A 23713-nucleotide genomic window follows, 5' to 3' on the forward strand; every position below is an offset into this window, starting at 1 on the left:
AAATGCCACGGCACCGACCACCACAGGTCGGTTGCTGATGACGACGACCTCTACCACAACACCCGTCTTGATCTATAACGGAGCAGGGGAAACCGTTACCCGGCGCATTGACCTTGCCGGCGTGCAGACAGCCGCCAGCACGGTGCGCATCGAAAACAATGGCAGCGGTCCGCTCAAGCTCACCGATGTCGAAAGCACTTTCTCGGGAACCTTCACCCGCACGCTGAATCTGCGCGGACTTAATACGGACTTCAATGAAATCTCCGACGATCTGACGAATGCCCCCTCTGCCCGTGTCTTAACCATCTCGAAGGACGACAACGGCTTCTGGGCCTTGACCGGTAACAATACCTTCACCGGGGGTGTCACCCACAACGCTGGCGTGCTCGGCATCGGCAGTAACACCGCGTTAGGCACAGCTAACCTCTTGATGAATAACAACGTCGCCACCGTTCAGGCAATCAATGGAGATCGGGCGCTGACCATCGGGATGACGGTGCAAAACAACACCACCGGGCAGGTGACTGGTGTCAACTCCTTGTCCTTCACTGCCGCGACGGCACTCACATCTACGGGGGCCAACAACTACGGCATCTCCAATTTCATTCAAGGTGCAGGCAAGTCACTCACCTTCAATGGTATCATCACGCACGGCGACACAGGGGCTAACCGCAACGCAGCTTTTAATGGCACCGGAGTGACCACGCTGAATGGTGTCATTCAGGATCAAGGAGCGAGAACATTGTCAGTGACCACGAACATGGCCGGTAACGTGAACTTCGGACCCGGAACTCTAAACATCAACGGCGGTGCAGCAAACACTTACACCGCAGGCAACAACCTGACCGGCGGTATTTTAAGTCTCAATAAAGTAGGTTCACTCAATCCATTGGGCACAGTGGGTGTTCTCAACTTGAATGGCAATGCGTTCCTCCAGAGCACCGTGGCAATGACCGGAGCCGACAAACTCAATACCGGCACCATCAACCTAGGCAGCGGCACGACGGGTGTCACTCTCACCACGATCGGTTCTCAAGCCATTGAGTTTGGCGCGGCTACCTTTACAACGACGGATTCCTCAAGTGCGATGAACGTGAGCAACACTGGAGGCGTGACCTTCTCGGGCGGCTCATTTATCTTTGGCGGAGGAACGACCACCGCTCGAAACCTCACGATTACGGGTAGTAGTAATACAACCATTCTCGGAAATATCACCAATAACAGCACGGCAACATCAGGATCTAGCACTCTTATTAAGAACGGCAGCGGCACACTGACCCTGAATCCAGCGACGGTGAATGCTTTTAATCCTACGCTTGGTGCCACCACTGCGCTCCAAGTGAATGCGGGAACGCTGAACGCCATCAATAAAACCGCCGCCGCCAACCAGTATGGCACCGGAGCACTTACCCTCGGCGGAGGCACTCTGGATTTCACCAAGGCAGATGCGACGGCAGCCACCCAGACCTTCGCCTCCACCGTGCTCACCACCCGAACCTCTTCGACGCTATCTCAGACGAGCGCGGGTGGTGGAACGGATCTCCTCACCAGCACGGGGGCCATCACCCGCAATGCCAACGCGACACTCCACTTTGGCCTGACCGGCACCCAATCGACGACCAACAACATCAATGTCGGCACGACCACGCTGGCCAACTGGGCGACGGTCAATCTCAACGGCAACTTCAACTTTGCCGCCAAAAACGGCTCGAATAACCTTATTGCCGTCACAACCACGGATCGCTCGGCCCTCGCTTTTGGTGGTGTGGTCACCGAGAACGCCACTGACACCACCGGCTACACTGGCACCTACACAAATACGGCGGGAACGGTTGCTGCGAACAATGTCCGTTTTAATTTCGCTGGAACTTCCACCCTTGGCGTCAATGCTGGTTCGATTCTGAACCTCACTGGCGGCACCGGAATCGGCGGTGGTATCCTCGTCACCCCCACCGTTGCAGCGAATGCGGCGTCCATCTCTGGTGGCGTTCTCACGTCCAGCGGTGGTGAGTTGATCGTGCATCAACACAACACGGGTTCTGACTTCACCATCTCCTCCCGGATTGAAAACGCCGGCAGCCTCCCGACCGTCGTTTTGAACCTGACCAAGGCTGGCGCAGGCACCCTCCTCCTTTCAGGAACGGGAAGCAATTACACCGGTGTCACGAACATCAACGAAGGCACCCTCAAGATTTTCGGCGGCAGCGCCATCGGTGATCGCTCGACGGTGACTCTCGGTGCCAAACTAAACGCCATCCTCGATCTCAATGGCAGCAACGAAGCCATCGGGTCACTTCAGGGTGGCGGTTACCTCGGTGCCGGCACCCCAGTCCCGGGCAGCGGCTTTGCCGTGGCGAATTCCGGCGCGGCCACGGTCGGCGGCACGGTGGCCATCGGCAGCAACACCCTGACCATCAACCAGGGTGCCAACACCACCTACGCCGGCCAGATCACTGGCAACGGTGCCCTCATCGTCCAAGGCTTGCTCCCTGGTGCCAATGGCAACACCCTCACACTCCAAAGCGCGACCAATTCCTTCACCGGCACCCTCACGATCAATAATGCCCAGGTGGCGGTCAACAACGGCACCGGTCTGGCCACTGGCAACGCCGTGGGTAACCTTACCAGTGTCGGTGCCATCACCATCAGCAATGGCGGTGGTCTCTCCATCGACAATGCCGGCTCTCTGCTCGCCAACCGCATCAATGACCTTGCCGCGATTACCCTGGTGAACACGGCACCGAGTGCCACGGTGACGACGGTCGGTCTCTCGACCAACACGGATCAAGCTTCCGTCTTCGCAGAATCCTTGCGCAATGAACGTGTTGGCGCAGTCACTCTGGCTGGGGGTAACAACACCCTGCGCTCCAGTGCCACGGCCGCGCTGACCAACCCGGTCCTTACACTTGCTAGCCTCACTCGCACCAACTCCTCCACTCTCGTGGTGATCGGTTCGGGTCTCGACAATCCCCTTTCCACCCAGCGCGGTGATGTCGCCGTGGCTGACCCCACCGCAGGCACCAATCTGATCACTGGCCTCATTGGTGGCGGCTCCACCATCAGCGGCTCCAGCAACATCAGCATTCTCCCGTGGGCCATCGGCAGCAACTCGGCAGCCACCGGCCAGATTGGCAATTCCTTCGTCACCTACAGCACCTTCGGCGGCTTCGGCAACGGCTTCCGCTCCCTCAATCTCACGACGGAATACGAGCAACTCGTCGCCGCCGGTGGTGTCACAGCCACGAATAACGTGCGCTATTCCGGAGCCGCCGATCTCACCCTGACCGGCACCGCCCACAGTGTTAACTCCCTCCTTGTGGACAACACCTCCACCACCGCCCTCGTCCGCCTTCTCGGCTCGGGTGCAGGTGATTCGCTCAATCTGGCCAGTGGAGCCGCCCTCTTCACCGGCACCCTGCCCATCCAGATCAGCGGGTTTGACAACGGCATCACCAGCGGGGCCACTGGCGAATACATCTTCCATCAGAACAACACCTCCGCAGGCGGGGTGACGATCTCCAGTAATCTCACTTCCACAGGCGGCATCACCAAGTCCGGTCCCGGCATCCTCAAACTCACGGGCGCCAACAGCAGTCTTACTGGACCGATCATCGTCAACCAGGGTACTCTCGCCATCAACTCCGCTGCTGCGATCAACAACCTCGGCGTGACCCTGGCGGGTGGCAGCCTCGGCCTGACTCTCGACGGCGACGGTACGGCCAGCAACGAAGTGCTCGTGGGTCCGTCCTTCGCCATCACGATGATGGCAGGCGTGGACAGCGGCATCACCGTGGATCGCCTGGGCAATGGCACCACCACGGGCCCGCTGCTTTTCCAAACGGCCAGCAACAAGACCATTCAGAGTTCAGGGACCATCACCGGGCTTACCAACCAGACGCTGACCATCACGAACAGCAGCGGCTACGGCCTTGACCTCACTGCTGCCTATGCCCTGCCGGCTGCCAACACGCCGACCTTCAATGTCCTCAACGCGACGAACTCCAATGTCGTCCAGGGACTCACGTTTTCCGGTGCCCTGACCGGCGGCGTCGCAGGCGGCACGGCCTTCATCAAGACCGGCCTCGGCACCCTCGCCCTGACCGGCGGTGCAGGGAACACCTTCGGCAGCGGAGGTTCCACCATCGACATTCAGAACGGCGTCCTCTCGGTGCCGAATGTCGCTTCGCTCGGCGATTCGAGCAATATCATCCTGCTCAACCCGAGCGCCGGTCTCGTCGCCACCTTCCGCACGACGGGCAACATGACGCTGGATGCGGCGACGACGCCTGCGCTCAAATTTGGGGCCCTCGACTCCGCCTCGGCCCGCCGTATCGAAGTTGCCAATGGTGCCACGCTCACCCTCGCCAGTGCCATCGACGTCTCGCTCGCACCCGGCGCGCCCTTGCAAAAGAACGACCTGGGCACCTTGTCGATCACCGTAGCTCAGCCTGGCTTCACCGGAACGACCACCATCAATCAGGGCGTGATCCAGATCAGCAATGACACCGCCCTTGGCAGCGGCCAGATCATTCTCAATGGGGTTGCTGGCGCTGCTCTCCACCTACCCGGGGGGATCACCCTCGCCAATGCGGTCAACGCGGCCTCTACCACCGGTGGTGGTAACGGCATCAACAACACCGGAGCTATTTTCTCAGCCAGCGGCGTCAATACCGTCACGGGAGCCATCACCAACTCGGCTGCGCAGGGACAGACCTACGGCGCGGCGAATGGAGCCACTCTCAACATTGCCTCTGGAGCGATGCAGAACAGCAACAGCCCGACCTTCAACACAGTAGGCACCGGCATCATCAACCTCGGCAGTTACACGCCGAACACCGCTGCCTTCACCAAGATCGGCGCCGGCACACTCAATCTCACTGGTGTAGCCAGCAGCACTGCCACACCGATCATTGCGCAGGGCACCTTTAACATCAGCGGGGCCGGCCAGCTCACCGGTGCCACCGGCAACATCACCGTCAATAACAATGCTTTGCTGAACATTGATGACAGGGGCACTGCCGTGACACGCATTGCAGGTGCGCGCACGGTTGGTCTCGCCAACGGCAACCTGAGCTACACCGCCAATGGCTTTGCCGTTTCCACACAGACCTTCGGTGCCCTCACCTCCAGCTGGGGTGCCAACACCATCACCCTGAACAACGAAGACGCCTCCAACGCCACACTGACCTTCGCCAGCGTGGGCGCTGCCGCGGGCGGTTCGGTGCTGACACTCGCCAGTGCTCAGACCTTCAACGCCACCACCAACCGGCTCGTCTTCACCACTCTCCCGACGATGACCAACGGCATCATGCAGCGCGTGGTGGTCAAAGATGGCGCGGGCACCAACTTCGCAACTAACACGGGCGCGGCGACGCCAACCACCGCCTTCACCGCCTACACCGTCACCGACGGCACGGGCGACGTTGTGGGCCCGGACACCGACTTGACCTTCACCAACGTCAACGGCGGCACAGCTTACGGCATCAACGCTTCCAACGTGACCGGTGTCTTCAGCGCCATCACGAACTACAATGTCACCGGCGACACCGTTGCGCTGAGCAATCCCGGCTTGAACGGACGCACCCTCAACTCCCTTCGTATCGCGGGAGCGGGCACGGATGTGACTTTCGCTACCTCGGGTGGCCAGCAGCTCATTTTGACCTCTGGGAACATTCTCTCGGTGGCCGCCAACCAGACCATCGGTAATGCCGCCCTTGTTGCCACCAACTCCGCGCCAGTCATCGCCTTCGGCGCGGTGGAAGGTGGCCTGCTGGTGGATTCCGGCGCGGACCTCACGGTCAATGCCGCCATCACGAGCTCGGCCAACGTCACCAAGGGTCTTGGCGGCAATCTCACGTTTAACACGAAGCAGTTCTTCAACACGGGCGCGGCTGTGTTCACCATCAACGGCGGCACAGTCACCCTGGCGGGCGGAGAAAACACCCTCTGGCAGGGTGCTCAGGGTGGCACCAACGGCCAGCTCCTTTCCGTTGGGCCTGGTGCCACACTCAATCTGAACGGCAACTCACAGATGGTCGGCGACATTACTTCTCCAAACCGCACGGCATTTGCCGGAACTGGCGGCACCATTACCTCTTCCTCCGCGGCTACCTTGGTGGCTGTGCATGCGAACGGCACCGCCAACCAATGGGGTGGGCAGATCACGGGCGATGTCTTCTTCAACAAATCCGGTGCTACCGCCAACACCTTCTACAGCGACAACACTTACACCGGCGGCACGCTCATCAACGGCGGCACGCTCACCCTGCTGGACGAGGGCAAGCTCTCTGGCACCAGCGCCATCAAGCTCGCCTACTCGACCCTGAGCATTAGCAACACCGGCACCACGGACCTCACGAACCGTGTGAATGACAGCGCTGCCATCAGCCTGCTGGGCGGCACCCTCACCTTCCTGGGCCGCGCCCAGGCAAACTCCACCGAGACACTCGGCGCGGTGACCCTGGTACAGGGAGGCTCCACGATCACCGTCACGGAAGGCGGCACGGGCGTTAGATCGGCTGAACTGACGCTCACAAGTCTCAACCGCGCCTCGGGCGGTGGTACGGTGAACTTCAGCCCGACTGGCCTGGGTTTAATCGGCAGTGCTGGGCGCCTTCTCATCCCCACCCTCAATGGCGTTGCCACCAGCACTTTGGGTGCCGGACTAACCAATAACATCATCGGCGGCTGGGCCATCATCAACACCAGTGATTTTGCCAGCTACAATCCCACCCTCGGTGTTGGCAGGCTGGACTCGGTCGGCTTTGCTGGTTATTCCAATCCCACGACCACCACAGGCACCCTGGATGCCGCCGCAGCCACGGACAACATCAATCTGAATGCCGCCGTAACGGGCAGTATCACCGTCACCAACGATCTCACCATCAACAGCCTGCGCTTCGGAAACGTCGCGGCCAACACGGTGGACATCGCGGCTGGCAAGACGCTGACCCTCAGCAGCGGTGGCCTGCTCTTCTTCAGCACGGCCACGCAGACCCTCGGCAGTGTGGTCAATCAGGGCAGCCTCACCACCACGGGTCCGGAACTCTTCGTTTACACTCAGGGTACGGGGCCGCAGGTCATCAACAGTGCTATCACGGGTGCCGGAGTCACCTTGGTCAAGAGTGGGGGTAATGCACTCACCCTCGCGGGTACAAACACTTACGGGGGCGGCACCGTGCTGAATCAGGGCACTACCACGCTTGCCGCCACGGGTACCCTCCCGGGCAATGGGCTGACGGTCAATGGTGCCACCTTCACCCAGGTGGCAGGCGGCATCATCACGCCTCAGGTCGTGACTCTCAATGGCAGTTCCACCGTCAATCTTGCCGCTGCGACGACCAACAGCCTCACCGGCCTCGTCTTCAACAACAACGGCGGTACCGCACCCACGCTGGCCATCGGCACTGGCATCCTTACCCTGACTGGCAACATCACCGCAGCTTCCGAAAATGCAGGGTCAGTAGCCGTTATTTCCGGTGCTGGCTCGGGTGGTGTGGCAGTCGATATTGGCGCCGTCACCCGCGACATCACGGCCAGTGCCGTGACCATCAATGGCAACAGCACTGTCGCCAACATCACTCCCACGCTCAACATCAGCGCTCCCATCGGCGGCACTGGCGGACTTAACCTGAACGGCACCGGCTTGGTGCAGCTCGGCGGAGCCAGCCTCTTCACGGGCGGCGTTACCCTCGCGACGGGCGGTCTTGCCATCGGTGGCAACACCAATGTGACCACTCGCGACTCGATCACCGGCATAGCCAATACCTTCGCCAACGGCCCCGTCGGCACCAACCCGCTGACCATCAACTCCGGCACCTATCTCACGGTGGACACCGGCACTCGCACCCTGAACAACGACTACGTCCTCGGCGGACTCAACCTCACCCTCAAGGGAACCAACAGCCTTACCCTGAACGGCGCTACCTCACTGAACGCTGGCAATACTGTGATCACCGTTGATGCCCCACAGGCGATCCTTACCCTGAATGGTGCCATCACTGGTGGAGCGACGGACTACATCACCAAGGAAGGTCTTGGAACGCTCGTCCTTGGCAGCGGCCTCAACAATTGGGGTGCCGCCGCTACCACGAGTGCCATCGTCAATGCTGGAACACTGACTCTCGCCGGACTCAATGGAGCTAGCACCGCCCCAGTCTTCGCCGGTTCCAACGTCCTGATCAACGACGGCGGTCTCCTCTCCCTGCAAAACAGCGGCACTGGCAGCAACGGCCTCATCAGCTATGCCAACAACATCACCATCAATGCTGGTAACTCGACCGCCAACATTCATGTCGGCAATAATGGAGCTAACACCCTGAACACCATCGAAGTCGCCGACCTCAGCCTCCAGGGCGGGCAGATTCTCAACGTTAGCAGCGCCAACGGCTACATCTTGCGTCTCCTCAATGTCAGTGGTGACACACCTACTGGCCTAGTACCGCAAATCAACGTGGCATCCGGTGCCACAGTGGTCGTCTTCGGGTATTCGGGTGACAAGCCGATCAATGTCGGCCAAGGCAGTCTCGTTTTCCCAGATCTCGTCACCATCGGTCAGACGAACACATTGGCTGGCGGTGACGTCACTCTCAGTGGCTCTTATCCGCTGGGCATCCAAAACCAAGTGCTCACCGGTGCTAATATGACCGATTTTGGTTATTCCAGCGGTGGCCTCAATGCGGCCTTCGCCAATCTGACTACGGCACCTGCAACATCAGTCATCTCCCAGCAAGTGGCCGGCATCGGCTTCTCAGGTTCGAACTTCGTCGCCAATCGCCTCAATGATGGCGTCCTCGGCAACCGTCCCAACGTCCTCACCGGCACCGCGGTGAACTCGGCGGCCGTCTATTCCGGTTTCCTCGAAATCACCACGGGTGGTGACTACACCTTCCGCACGGGTGGGGACGATGGCTTCGCTCTCTTTATTGACGGCAATGCGATCATTACGGGATTCCCCGGTGGTATGACTGACAGCGCTGCGGTTACGGTCACTGGCCTCTCTGCCGGTTACCACTCCATTGTTTACAAGTCCTCGAATGCAGGCAGCGGGGGTGCTTTCCGCCTCCTCTACGCCGGTGCGGACACCGGTGGTGCCACGAGTTTCCAGTCCATCGATTCAAGCAAGCTTTACAACAACACCACCGCTGCTCCGACGGTTGCCAACTTCTTCAATGGCGCGGCCATCATCAATCAAAACTACTCACTCGCTGCCAGCACCTCGGCCACGATCGACACGTTCGGCACCCAGTTTGGTGCGGTCATCGATTCCTCGAAAACTCTTACATTGGGCGCGGACTCCCGCTTGAACATCGTCAACGGCCCGAACGGCAGCTTTGGCACCGGCTGGTATGGCGCGGGTGGTGCGACCAGCATCACTGGCACGGGTGCTCTCGTTTATACCGGAAACACAGCCACGGCTAGCGCTGGCACCCTGAACCTGATCGGAGCGGTGACTGATTCGGGCAATGGCCTCACGAAATCCGGCACAGGCACTCTGATCCTCGGTGCCAACAACACCGCTACGTTCACGGGAGTGCTGACAGTTCAGGGCGGCACCGTGATCCTGAACAACGCAAATGCGTTGCCTGCTGGTGGCACAACGATTCGCAACAACAGTGCCAACTCGACCACACTACCGACCAACACCACTGGTAATACTTTGATTACCCTCGCAGGTGCTGACACCAACGCCAACATGGGCATTCAGGTTGGCTCAGCGGTTTTTGGCACGGGTATCCCAGTTGGTGCCTATGTTACCGGTACGCCTACCGGCACGACCTTTACCATATCAGTGCCGACTACGGCAGCCCTCGCTGGTGTCTATAACTTCTCCGCCTCCGGTATGCTCGACCTCAACGGTCAGAGTGCAGTGGCTGGCAATATTAACATCACTGGTGCCGGTGCCACCCTCCCATCCGCGACACCCGCGAACATTCTTAACGCCAACTCCGGTGCGGCTCTCTGGAATAGCTCAGGCACAGCGGCCAGCCTGGCCGGTTCGCTTACCCTTGGTGGCAACGCCTCCGTCGGCGGTTACGGCGATCTCACCCTCGGCGTGATCAACTCCTTGGCGACAATTCAGACGCTTACCAAGACGGGCACCAACACCCTCTTCCTCAACACCGACAACAGCACCACGCTCCTCGGTCCGATCTCCGTAAGCGCTGCGACGACCTCGGCTGGCGGCATCATCAAGCTCGGCGTTGCTGGTGCGCTCGGTGCGGCGACCTCCCTTGCTCAAGACGGTACCACTCTTGCCAGTGGCGCGGTGCTTGATTTGAATGGTCAGACGACTTCGGAGTTCCTCTCCATCGCTGGCAGCGGTCGTGGTAACTTCACTGCCGCCCGCAATACGCTGGGAGCATTAGTCAATAGCAACACGACCACTACTGCCACCGTGAACAGCGCCCTCGTATTGAGTGCTGCCGCCAGCATTGGCTCCGATTGGATCAACGCCACCAGTGGAGGTTCCGCAGGCAGTGACATTACCCTCGGCGGAATCGTTTCGGGCGCCTTTACCCTCACCAAGGTCGGCTCGAACAAGCTCACCCTGACTGCCGCAAATACTTTCTCGGCAGCGACTCTCGTCCTGGGTGACATCACCGTAAGCGGTGCTGCAGGCCAGCTCGGTATCGCCGGCACGGTCACGATCAATGCCGGTCCTGTCTCCGCCGGAATCCCGACCAACACCCTCCTACTCGACAACTCAGGCACTGCGGTCAGTGGCCGACTGAGCGTCCTCAACACCGCGAATCGCGCGGTTACTGTCAACGGCGGCGAGCTGATCATCAACAGTGGGGCCGCTACCGTGAATGAGAACATTGGCACCGGCATCCTGACCTTCGGTGGTGGATTTAGCGTGGTGACGTTGGATAACACCACATCGCAGAACGTCCGCCTGACCAGCACCGGCGCAGCCACGCTGGCTCGTGCTGCCAACACAGCGACGGTTCTCATCCGCGGCACAAGCCTTGGCAGTGGGACACCCGCGACCACGAACACCAATGTGATCATCGGCACCGCACCGACACCTGTTGGGAGCACTTCAGAGGCTTTTGGTGCCACTACCGCCACGGGCATTCTCCCTTGGTTGATCGTCGATCAGTCCGCTAGCGGCTCAGGCACCAGCTTTGCGAACTACACCGCTACTGCCGGTATTCAGCCGTTGGCCGCAGGCAACTACGCCGCAACCCTGCCCACCGGAGCAGTCGCCAACAGTGCCACGGACTTGAACATCCGACTCGCGGCTGCCGCCTCTCTCGCTAATGCCACACCGAACAGTTTCCAGACGACCGGCATCAACTCGCTGACCTTCAATACTGCGAGCAAAAACATTACCCTGGCTGACAAAGTTAACCTCTCCCTCGATTCCGGCGGTATCCTCGCCTTGGAAGACAACACCATTGGCGTAGGTGGCACTGGCTTCCTCAACGTCGGTGGCAACCGTGAGGCTATCGTCCATGTCATTGGTTCCACGAAGACCTTGACGGTCGCCGTGCCGTTCGGTGGCACAGTCGCACCGACAACAGGAGGCCTCACCAAGTCGGGCAACGGCACCCTTATCCTCGGCTCCTCTTCGGGTAACAACTACACCGGTCAAACCACCGTGAATGGCGGCACCCTGCAAATCGCTGCTGGAGCCCCGGACAACGCGATCTTCTACCGGGCGGCAACGGCTCCGGCGATCAATGCCCTCACGACCACCTCGAATGCCAACGCCCTCGTCGTGAATGCGGGTGCCACCCTCGATCTCACCTCAAACTCACAGATCGTCGGCAACCTCTCCAGCGCGGGCACTCTGCCTGGCACTGGCGGAATCGTCACCGGCACAGGCAATCTTGTCATCAACCAGAACAGCGGGCAGATATGGGCTGGCTCCATTCAAGGCACGGGCCTGAACTTCTCCAAGACCGGTAATACCACATCCACATTCGTGGACGACAACACCTATACCGGCACCACCACAGTGCTTGGTCAGGTTCTCGCCCTCGCCGATCAAGGCAAACTCTCGGGAACTTCGAGCATCAGTATCCGCAACTCCCTCCTCCGCTGGGACGACTCTGGCATCCAGGCGGTGGCCAACCGCATCGGCGCTGTGCCGATCTTCCTTGACGGCGGTGGATTCGAATACATCAGCCGTGGTGGCACCAACGGATCGGTCACCCTTGGCAATCTGAGTGTCACCGGCGGCACTGGCCTCATCCGCTTGGATGTGGGCAATAACACCTTCGGCACCGCGACCCTCAACCTCGGCGGCACTTTCAGCCGCGACACGGGTTCCACTCTCAACTTCACCTCCCGCACCGGCTCGTTCGGCGACAACCCCTTTGTCACCGCCACTGCGAGCGCGCTGAATACGAACGTCAATGGCATCCTCGGCGGCTGGGCCACAGTGGTCACCTCGGATGGCAACACAGGTAACACGAATGCCGAATTCGCCACCTACGATCCAGTCACCGGCCTCCGGCAGTTGAATGGCGTGCAGCAGAGGCTGACCCTGCCAGGCGCAGGCGCCACTGACAACGTTCGCATCAACGCGAACCCACTCTCAGCCATCTCCGGCACGCAGACGATTAACTCGCTGACCATGAATGGCGGCGCGGTAACCGTCTCCTTCGCGGCCACGGGAACGAACACCCTGTCGCTCGCCAGCGGCGGTCTCATCAGCGGCACGGACGCTGCGGCCCGTATTATCGGTGCCACCACCAACGCCTCCACGCGCGGCCAGCTCACCACCGCCGGCTCTGAATTGTTCCTGCATAGTGGCTCGACTTCCGGCCTAACCATTCACTCTGACATCACCGGCACCTTTGCCTTGGTCATGGATTCCATGAGCACGACGGCGGGTGCCCTCATCACGCTGAACAACACCAACAGCTACGTTGGCACCGCTTATGTCAACGGCGTGATCGTCAACCTTGGAGCCGCTCCGGTTGCCTCGACCAACTTCGTGCCCGTCACCACGACCAACGCCATTACCGGGAACCTCATTATCACCGGCGGCACCACTGGTGCGGCCACTGGCTCGATCGCCAACTCCCGCGTTGCTCTCAACGCCAGCAACCAGATTGCTGACGCCTCGGCCATCACGATCCGTGGCGGTTCCCAGCTCGACCTCAACGGGTTCGACGACACCATCGCCAGCCTGACCTTCAACAGCCAGGGCGGCTATCAGGATGGCGGTCCGCTAGTCCAGACGGGTGCAGGCACTCTCACGATTTCCGGCGACATCACCGCCTCGAATCTCGATGACGTGCGCGCCGTGCCGTCCATCTTCGGTAATATCTCCCTGGCTGCATCTCCGACACTCACTGTCGCCGCTGTTACCGGCGCGACTGAAGTCGGCACTCTAGGCCATTCTAACGAACAGGTCGGTCTCGCCATCAACGCCAACATCTTCGGCGGAGCCACTCTCAACAAGGCGGGACTCGGAGCCTTGCAACTTGGCGGCGTAAGCACCAGCGTGACCACGATCAATGTGGATGCAGGTTCCCTGATCTTCGGGCCGAACACGGGCGGTGGCTCAAACTTCGCCAATGCCTCGGTCGCTCTCGATAACGGCACCATCCTCGACATGCGCGGCCAGACCAATACGCAGATCGGCTCGGTTTACAGCACGGACACTGATCCTGCGACCTCCACGGCAGTCATCAAGAATTTCAGCTTCAACACTGGCGGCACACTGGTCACCGGTTCGGCTGGCACGAGCGGTACCTTTGCAGGTACGCTGGCTTCTGACTACACCTCTGGTCTGTTAAACGTCACCAAGATCGGTGCTGGCAATTGGAATCTCGCCAAAGACAACTCCGCCAACATCCTCGGCACCCTCCAGATCAACGGTGGTATCGTCACCCTCGACAGCACCACGGCCAAGGTCGGCTTTGTCACCACCATTCTCTCTGAAGGCGGCACGCTGAAGCTCGACAACAGCACCAACGTGCTCGGCAACCGCCTTGGCGGCACCACCAGCGTGCAGGCCACGGCTGCTGACCGTGCTATCAGCATGCGCGGTGGTATCCTCGACTTCCGCGGTGGCAGCTCAGCGGTGATTGAGGCGGTGAACACGATCACTAACCTGGAAGGTGCCAGCAAGTTTGCTCTGACCTCCGGTACGGCTGGCACGTCGATCAATGCGGCCAGCGTGGCCGCATCTAGCACCACCAACCGCGGTACGCTCACCCTGGACGCCGGCAGCGGCCAGCTCGGTGGCGGCACGGCGGCCTCGGGTCGTGTCAACGTCTTCGCCACCACGGCCAACCTTGTGAACAACATCCGGCCCGACATGATCGGTATCGACAGTAGCGGTACCGGCTTCGTGACCAGCGATGCCAACGGCTTCCGTCTCTACACGACCACCGATACCGGTTACTTCGACGCAGCAACCCTCGGTGCTACCTACCTGGGCACAGCCACACCGCTGACCATCACGGCCACCGCAGGCACCGTGTCCAACGCCACTGCGAATACCTCCAACCCGAACGTGACCACGGCGCTGGGCCTTCATTCGAGCACGACGGTCAACAGCCTCAACCTCTCCTCCGGAGGCGGCCTGACCTCCATCGGCGGTGGTGTCTCTAGCGCCACCAGCGCCACCACGCTCTTCAACGCGGCGGGCACGCTCAACACACTGTCCCTGAACAGCACGGCGGCCGGCTCTGGTGCCATCCTCGCGGAAAGCGGCAACCTCGGCATCGTTGGCGGCGCTCTTCAGGCCGGCACCGGCACGGGCCTGCTGATCTACCACACCCCAGGCAACCTCACGTCGAGCGCCTACACGCTCGGTTCCGGCGGTATCGTGAAGGACGGCGTTGGCACTCTGACCCTGAACGGGCGCAGTCTCAACACCGGCGCGACCTTCGTCAATGAAGGCACCCTCGTCCTCGGTGGCGGCGCGAATACGCTGATTGTAACCCCGACCGCAGGTGCCGTCACCGTGGCCGACCTCGTGGTCAACGGTGGCACGGTCAAGCTCAATGGCAACAACCAAGCCGTCCGCCAGATCACTAACACCACGGCCAACCTGCTGCCAAACACGGCGGGAACCATCGTCAACGACAGCGCTGTTGCTGCCAATCTCTACACCGCGCAGTCGGCACTCACCACTTTCGCCGGAACCCTCGGCGTGAACGGCGGTACCGCGAATGAGAACAACTTCTCGGTGGACAAGGCTGGCAACTTCGCCTGGACCCTCACCGGAGCCCAATACTACACTGGAGCCACCACCATCCGTGCTGGCTCGCTCGTCCTTCAGGATAGCGGTGCCATCACTGGCGGCGGCGCGATCAATGCGAATTACGCCACGCTCTCGCTGGTCAACAGCGGGCTCTCGCACGTCGCAGCCCGCACGGGTTCCTCAGCGATCAATCTGACCGGCGGCACGCTCTCCATCACCCCGCGCCTTGAAGGTGAGACCAGCGCCACAATCGGTGCCCTTACGGCGGCTGCCGGAACGAGCACCGTCGCTTTCCAGGCGCAGACTGGCTTGGGTGGCAGCATCAATCTCGCTGGCACGACCCTGTCACAGACGTCGGCCAATGGAGCCACGCTCAACATCACCAGCGCCACTGGCCAGATCGGCCGCGGCACGGCTGCAACAGCCGGCCAAAGCCCACAATTGACCTTCAGCACGGCACCAACCTTAGTTAGCAACTTGATCGGCGGCTGGGCCACCTTCAACAACACCGAGTTCCTCACCTACCGATCCACTCCATCCGCCTCGGACGCGATCGGTGTGGGTGCCTTGGGCGACATCGGTTCTGGATTCCTCGACTACAGCGCCTCGACCCTGCCAGCGGCCACCCAGCCCGCCCAGAACATCCGCCTTGTTGCCACTGGCACGCTCACCTCGGTCGCCAGCTACACGCTCAACAGCCTGAACATCGTCGGCGCGTTTGGCGTGAGTGGAACATTGTTCTCCGACCCGCTGTTCATTGGTAACGCGGCCCAAGGCGGCGGCGGTCTCTTGAAGAGCGGCGCGACTGGGAACATCGGCCAGAATGTGGACTGGGTCCGCATCGCCGCGGGTCCTTCCGGTGCTGCTGCGGGCACTTACAATCTCTACCTCACCACGGCCGGCGCCACGGTGAACTCCCGTATCGTTAACAACAGCGGCTCTGCTCTGACCCGCTTGGTGGTCTCGGGTTCGGCGGCCTCGATTCTCACGAATGGAACCTCGGGCATCCAACTCGCCGCCGTGAGCGATGGAACCACGACGATCACAGTCCCAAGTGGCACAGCAACCGCAAACGGCCAGACCGTCACCGGACCCGGCGTTCCCGCTAATACGACCATTGTCAGTGGCGGCGGCACCGCCTCGCTGGTCCTGTCCAATGCCGTTCCTGCCTCGACGGGTTCCGCCTTCCTCACCTTCGGATCCTCGGGTGTGGTCAGCACGACGGGCATCGGTATCACAACTGGCACCAACACCTTGACCGGAGTGACAGTGGCTCAGGCGGCAACCATGTATGTAGGCCAGCCCGTGTTCAGCAGTGTCGCTGGCATCGCGGGTGGTGTCACGATTAGCGCGATCTCTGGCACGACGGTGACTCTGAGTTCCAATGCTACTGCAACGTTGACGACGGGTCAGGTGGTCATCGGGACGCCGGGTAACACCTACACCGGCGGAACAATTGTCAACAACGGCGCGACTCTCACCCTAACTCCTGCAGCGACGGGCCAAGTGGTTGTTCCGCTCGCGGCCACACCAGCCAACGGCCTCGTCATCAACGGCGGCACCGTCAACTTCGGCGGCACCAACAACTTCGGCCTCATCGCCGCTGGGAATCAGGTGACGATCAATGGTGGTGGCACGCTGACCTTGCCGAACTACACGAATACCTTTGGAACCCCATCCGCCACCAACCAGATCAACTACACCAACACTGTGGCCCGGTTGAACTTTAACAACAATGGAGGCACGGCCACGCCAACGGTCGCCCTCGGTGGCCCAACAACAACATTCACGACCTCCAGGTTGGTATTGAGCGATGCTGCAGCGATCAACGTGGTTAATAACAACTACGCCAGCACACCAACCATCAGCGGAACCTTCACCACCGCCGACACCCGCTTCGCTTCGCTTGAGTTCAGCAACGCCAGCCCCGTCATCAACGTCTCCGGTCTTTCCCCGATGGGCTTGATCATCAGCGCCGCTATCACCCAGAATGCGGGCAACACCAATGCCATCAGCAAAACTGGCAGCGGCTCGCTGGTGCTGACGAACGCCAACAGCAACTGGACCACCGGTCTCAATCTTGGCGCGGGAACGCTCATCATCGGAGCCGCCAGCACGCCTACCACCGCCAGCACTGTCGCCGCTCCGATCGCCGTCACCGCTGGCCCGCTCGGCACCGGCACCCTGCGGATCGCGGACGACGCCACCATCCAGACGGACAACACCGTGCGCACCATTGCCAACGCCATCGCCTTCGCCACGCCTTCCGTCGCTTCCGCTTTCACCTTCGGCGGCACTGCCGCCACTCATAACCTCACGCTCAACGGCGTGATGGACCTCGGAACTGCGACCCGCACGATCAACGTCACCAGTCCGCAGGTCACCGCCACCATCGGCGGCCAGATCACCAGCGGCGCGGGTTCCGGCCTCACGAAGGCTGGCAACGGCATCTTGGTGCTCTCCCAGACAGCGAATGACTACACCGGAGCCACCACCGTCAACGGCGGCCTGCTACAACTCGGTATCGCGGGCGTCATTCCGGATGGATCGGCGTTGGTCGTCAACTCCGGCGGCACGTTGGACATCGCTGGCTTCAATGAAACCGTGGCCTCCCTCTCCAGCGGCAGCGCCACCACCGGCGGTCTCATCACGAACTCCAGCTCGATCCGAACCCTCACGGTCAGCAACACCACCGGCAGCACCACCTTCGGCGGCGTGATATCCAATGCCAACCAAGCCCTGAACCTCGCCAAGAGCGGCGCTTCCACCCAGGTGCTCACCGGCCAGAACACCTACACCGGCACCACCACGGTCAACGGCGGCGTTCTTGAGATCGGCACCGGCGGCAGCCTTCGCGGCACGAGCGCCCTGAACCTGAACACGGGCGGTAACTTCCGCATCTCCAGAGCCGTGGACAACGTGATGAGCTTCACCAACCCGACAACATTCACCCCAGTGAATTTCCAAACCACCGGTGCCACCCTCAGTCTCGCTAACACGCTGACGGGCAACAATCAGCGCTTCGGTGCCCTCACCTTCTCCGCAGCCTCCCCCGGCACGCTGGACTTCGGCACCGGCACCACCAACAGCCTGACCTTCGCCAGCCTCGCCGGTTCCCTCAATGGCGTCACCGTGGCGAACTGGACGGGCAGCGTTTACGCCCTCAGCGCCACGACGGACAGTCTCGATCCAACTCAGGATCGCCTCCTGTTCACCACCAATCCTGGATTCGCGGCCAACACGGTCTTGAACCAGTTCAGCTTCATTAATGACGCCGGCACGCTTATTGGCCGCGGCCTCCAAGTCGCTGGTCCGCTTTCCACTTTCGAAATCGTCCCCACCGCCGATACAGCGGCCTACTGGAGCGGCAACTTCGGCACGTCCAGTTGGAAGGACGGCAATGCCACCAACACAAACTGGTGGACCACCGACGTCGGCACCACGGTCGCCACGGTCCCTGGTCCGAGCACGGATGTCTTCATCACGGCCAACACGCCGACGAACTTCTACGCCACAACGAACTTGGATCGTAACTTCTCGATCAACAGTCTCACATTCACCGGTGCCGGCACAGCCAACACCGCAGGCTCCATCATCGCCTCCGGCACCGGCACCAATAGCCTGACGATCAACGGTGCCAGCGGCATTACGGTGGCCTCTGGTTCTGGTGCGAACACCATCTCCGCCAACGTCGTTCTAGGGGCGAGCCAGACCTGGACGAACAACAGCAGCAACCTGCTGACCGTTTCTGGTTCTGTGAGCGAGACCGCAGGCGGATCGAATGAAAACCTCACTGTGGGCGGAAGTGGAGACACCACCGTCAGCGGCAGTGTCATCCTTGGAACTGGCAATGTGACTAAACAAGGTGCAGGCACCTTGACCTTCACCGCCGCCAACACCTACACCGGGGCCACTGTGGTGAGCGCGGGCACCTTGCAGATCGGCAATGGCACCACGGGATCCATTGACGCCTCCTCCGCAGTCTCCACGGTCAGCGGTGCAACCCTTGCCGTGAATCTGGCAAACAACACGTCCTTGACCAACGCCATCGCCAACGAAGGCACGGTCAACGCGACCGGGGCGAACACCAACACCCTGAGCGGCATCATCAGCGGAACAGGGGCTGTGACGCAGTCGGGCACGGGGACGACGATTCTCTCCAACGCGAACACCTACACCGGGGCCACTGTGGTGAGCGCGGGCACTTTGCAGATCGGCAATGGCACCACGGGATCCATTGACGCCTCCTCCGCAGTCTCCACGGTCAGCGGTGCAACCCTTGCCGTGAATCTGGCAAACAACACGTCCTTGACCAACGCCGTCGCCAACGAAGGCACGGTCAACGCGACCGGGGCGAACACCAACACTCTTGGCGGTATCATCAGCGGCGCAGGCGGTGTGACGCAGTCGGGCACGGGCACGACCATTCTGTCGAATGCGAACACCTACAGCGGAACCACCACGGCAAGTAATGGTCAGTTGCACTTCACCGCCAGCCAGACGAACACCGCCGCCATTAACGTGGGTGAAGCCTCCGGCAGCCTCGGCACTTACGGCGCGGTTACCAACAGCTTCACGAGCCAGAATGCTGCGGTGCTCTCGGCTGCGGACGCTGTCACCCTCGGCAGCGGTTCAAGCACCGTTACAGTCGGCTCCGGTGGTGTGGGCATCTTGGCTCCCGGAGGCAGTCTGGGTTCTGATAATGGCACGCTGAACATCAACAAGGATCTGGTGGTGAACTCCGGCTCAATGCTCCAAGTCGGCATCTCGACTCCCACGGTAGGGACAGCGATTACCTTTGTGAACGGGGTCTATACCTTCAACAGCTCGGACTACAACACGGCTGGTGATCTCTTCAATCCTGACTTTGGCGGTGCGGGTGCCAATGCAGCCAATGCAGCAGCAGCAGCCGCTATTTGGAACGTGGCTCCCTCATCTTCCAGCAATCACGACTACATCAACGTAACTGGCGCACTCACTTTGAGCGCAGGCAGCAAGGTCCACGTTCTAGAAAATGGCACGATGACCTACGGTTATGGCCAGGTATTCAACCTGCTCGATTGGGGTAGTGTCACCAGTGGACTCGATCTTGGCACAGGATTCTCCTCGGGTGGTGTCTTTGGTGATTTTTACCTGCCTGACTTGAACTTGAGCGGTTTCGCCTGGGACACCAGCGCCTTTGCCACCCACGGCATCCTTGTCGTCGTCCCTGAGCCCTCCCGCTCGTTGTTCCTGCTTCTCGGCCTTATCGGCCTCATGCTACGCCGCCGTCGTCACTGAAGTGGGCAGAAAGAGTGATTTGACGAAGCCCTGCCGGGAGACTGGCGGGGCTTTTTGCGGCGTAAATCGCCACTCAGTGAGGCGTTTACCGCCACTCGTAATAATGGCGATTCGCCACGCATTGAGTCATTGGAATTCAACGATTTAAATCTGGTACTGTGGTCTAACAACCATGAGATATTCAGTTTGCCCCCGCCTGCATAGCCAGCGTTTTAGTTGCCTCGGGCTCATGCTTTTGGCCTGCTGTCAGGTAGCCCAGCCGCTGCAAGCCGCAACCTTGTACTGGGACAGTGATGCCGAGCCGCTGGGCAATAGTCTGAATGGTGCTGGCCTGGGTGGGACCGGAACCTGGGACATTGCCGCCCCGCGCTGGTGGGATACGGCCAGCAATGATGTCTGGCCGAACACCAGCGCTGATCTTGCAATTTTCACCGGGGTGGTGGCTCCAGGAGATGTTCCGGCTCTGAGCACGGTCACCCTGGTGGCTGGTATCACGGCCAATCAGCTCAGCTTCCTGCGCAGCGGGTACACACTCACGGGAGGTGATCTCACCCTGGCGGGGACGACACCGACACTGCATGCCAATCTTGGTGAGTCCGCTATGATCTCCAGCCAGATCTTCGGCTCTGCGGGGCTCACGAAGACTGGTGGCGGGTCCATTCGCCTCTCGAACAACGCCAATGCCTACACGGGCACCACCACGATTAGCAACGGTTCCCTCATCATCACGGGTCAGGGGGCGCTGGGCGCGAGCAGTTCCCCCATCGTTGTCGCGGCTTTCAATCCGTATGTGAGTGCCGGTTCCCTTGGCGTCAATAACCTGCGAGGTTTCGGTGGCGGCTCTTTGGTGCTCGATGGCACAGGCAGCAATATCACCCTCTCCCGGGATCTGTCCCTCCAAGGCAGAGGACCGGTTGGGGATAACGGTGCGGCCCTTGTCAGCACTGGGAACAACACGCTGTCCGGGACCGTGGACATGGGGGTGGCCTTCAGTGGCACGAATATGAACACCCGCATGATTGCTGCGGATGGCACGCTCAATATCACCGGACCGCTCAATGTTCAGGGTGTCGCTGCGACCACCATCAACTCCCTGGGCGGGATTAATCAGGCGGGGGCCAGCTTCTACAACGTCACCGGCATCCTCGCCGGCACGGGCACCTTGGAGGGCTCTGGCGGTGGCACCTTGTTCCTTAATCCTTCCGATTCCTCCGGTTTCTCCGGCACCATTCGTGTCAGCGCCAGCGCCGCCAGCGGGCAGAGCGTCGTGCGGATCGACTCGGCAGGGGTGCTCGGCACCCGCACCAGCGGGACTACGGGTGCGGTTCTGGACATGAATGGAGGCGTTTTGGCCGTGTTGATGGACTCGCCGGACGTCAAGGTTTCGAATGGCACCAATGCCAACGTCTATTTCCGTGCTGCCAGCACGATTTTTGCGGACCACACACCGGGCAGTTCCGCCAAGGACCAGACCGTCGCGTTCGGCAACTTGTCCTACGAGGACGGCATTACGTTGACGTTCAACAGTCGTAACGGCTACGGCATGAGCTTCACGACCGCGCCCGTGAATGGCGGCAATGGTGACACCACGCTGACCAACAACCTTCAAGGTGGGGCGCTTCTTTCGTTAACGGGAAATTTCTGGAGCAACGCCGACAACACGGGCAACCGCACGATGAACATCGGCGGCAATGGCAACACCTTCATCAACGGAAACATCATTGCCGCCTCCGCTGCTTTTAACCACATCCTCACCAAGTCGGGCGCTGGAACTCTGACCCTCACTGGCACGGCCTCGACGCTGGACGGGAACGTGAATGTCAATGGCGGCACGGTGGCGATCAATGACTTCCGTGCCATTACGAATAACACCTCCAACATTAATATTGGCACCACCACGACCGGGGCGACCTTCAGCATCGTGGGGAACAATGCCACGCTCGCCAACCTGACCACCAGCAAGGTGTTTAATCTGGCTGGCACCACGGGTGGCGCGACCATTCTCGCCAACCAGACCGGCACCAGCCCTGGGGTTGTTCTCAACGCGGCATTCACCGCCACGGGTGCAGGAACCAAGACCCTGACCTTGGGCGGCACGAACATCGGGGCCAACACGATCAACGGGGCCATCGCTCAAAACGGCTCCACGCTGGTGACTAAGATCGACGCGGGCCGATGGATCCTGGCTGGCACCAACACCTACACCGGGGCTACCACCATTTCGAACGGCACACTGCAACTGAAGGCCAATGCCGCGAGTTCGACTATCCTTGCCGATGCGTCGGCCATCGTGTTCAATGCCACCAATGTCTATGCGGGCGGCATCCTGGAACTGGTCGGTCAGGCCAGCACCAACAACGTGGAAACGCTTGGAGCCCTGACTCCCACCGCTGGCTCGGGGACCATCAAGCTCTCCCCCGGCAGCGGCGGCACTGCTTCCATTGTCTTTGCCTCGCTCGGCACCGTCGGCGGCGGTGGCACGGTGAACATTGACACCCCAACTGTCAGCGACACGGTTTCGTTCACCACGACTGCCATCACGAACAACATCGCGAATGCCGGTCTCTACTACAATGGGGCCAACTTCGCCTTTGTGCCGGGAGCAGCGACAGCCCTGCGGGTGCCGAATTACACAACCGATACGGACTTTGCCACCACCTCCACCGCGCTGACTTCGGCGCGCAGCATGGAAATCACGGGCGCTGGTTTCAGCAACGCTGCGGTGACCATCGACTCGCTCCGCATCAATGGAGCGACCGCCCTCAACATGACCGGCCTGCTCACGATTCGCACCGCAGGCACTGCGAACGCCAGTGGCGGCATCATTCAGACCGGCGGCTCCGGCTCCATCACGGGCACCGGCGTCAGCACGGGCGGCAGCGGTGCGCTGGTCATCAATGTGGATGGCGGGGCCAACGCGCTGTCTCTCGATGCCCCAATCACCGCGACGACCACGGGCGGCTTCACCAAGGTGGGCGCAGGCACCTTGCGTCTGGGCGGCACGAACGCTCAGACGGGCACGATCACCATCAACGAAGGAACTGTGCGACTCGCTGGCGCTGATCGTTTGGGCGCTGCCGCCGCGCTGACCATCCGTCAGGACGGCATTCTCGAACTTAACGGCGTCACGCCAGCGACTAGGCGGTGTCTTCGCAAATAAAACGCCTTTCTGGCAAGGTGCTGGAATGGGCGGGAGTTGAGAAGGAGCCATGTTCAACAAACTGACCCGGAGTCTGCAAACCGCCCTGCGTGACAGGGCTT

At 60.8% G+C, this 23713-nt stretch carries 2 protein-coding genes; both read left to right on the forward strand.

The annotated features are described in order from the left end of the window. Positions 1-37 precede the first annotated feature (37 nt). Entirely contained in the window at positions 38-20452 is a 20415-nt protein-coding gene (locus ACILSI_RS27120; RefSeq protein ID WP_395725059.1) for a beta strand repeat-containing protein, read from the forward strand. 229 nt (positions 20453-20681) lie between these two features. Beyond that, on the forward strand, positions 20682-23612 hold the full coding sequence (locus tag ACILSI_RS27125) for a beta strand repeat-containing protein (RefSeq protein WP_395725060.1): 2931 nt from the start codon (positions 20682-20684) through the stop codon (positions 23610-23612). Positions 23613-23713 lie beyond the last annotated feature (101 nt).

This window comes from Prosthecobacter sp., from assembly GCF_044232965.1.
In the GTDB taxonomy this organism is placed as follows: domain Bacteria; phylum Verrucomicrobiota; class Verrucomicrobiia; order Verrucomicrobiales; family Verrucomicrobiaceae; genus Prosthecobacter.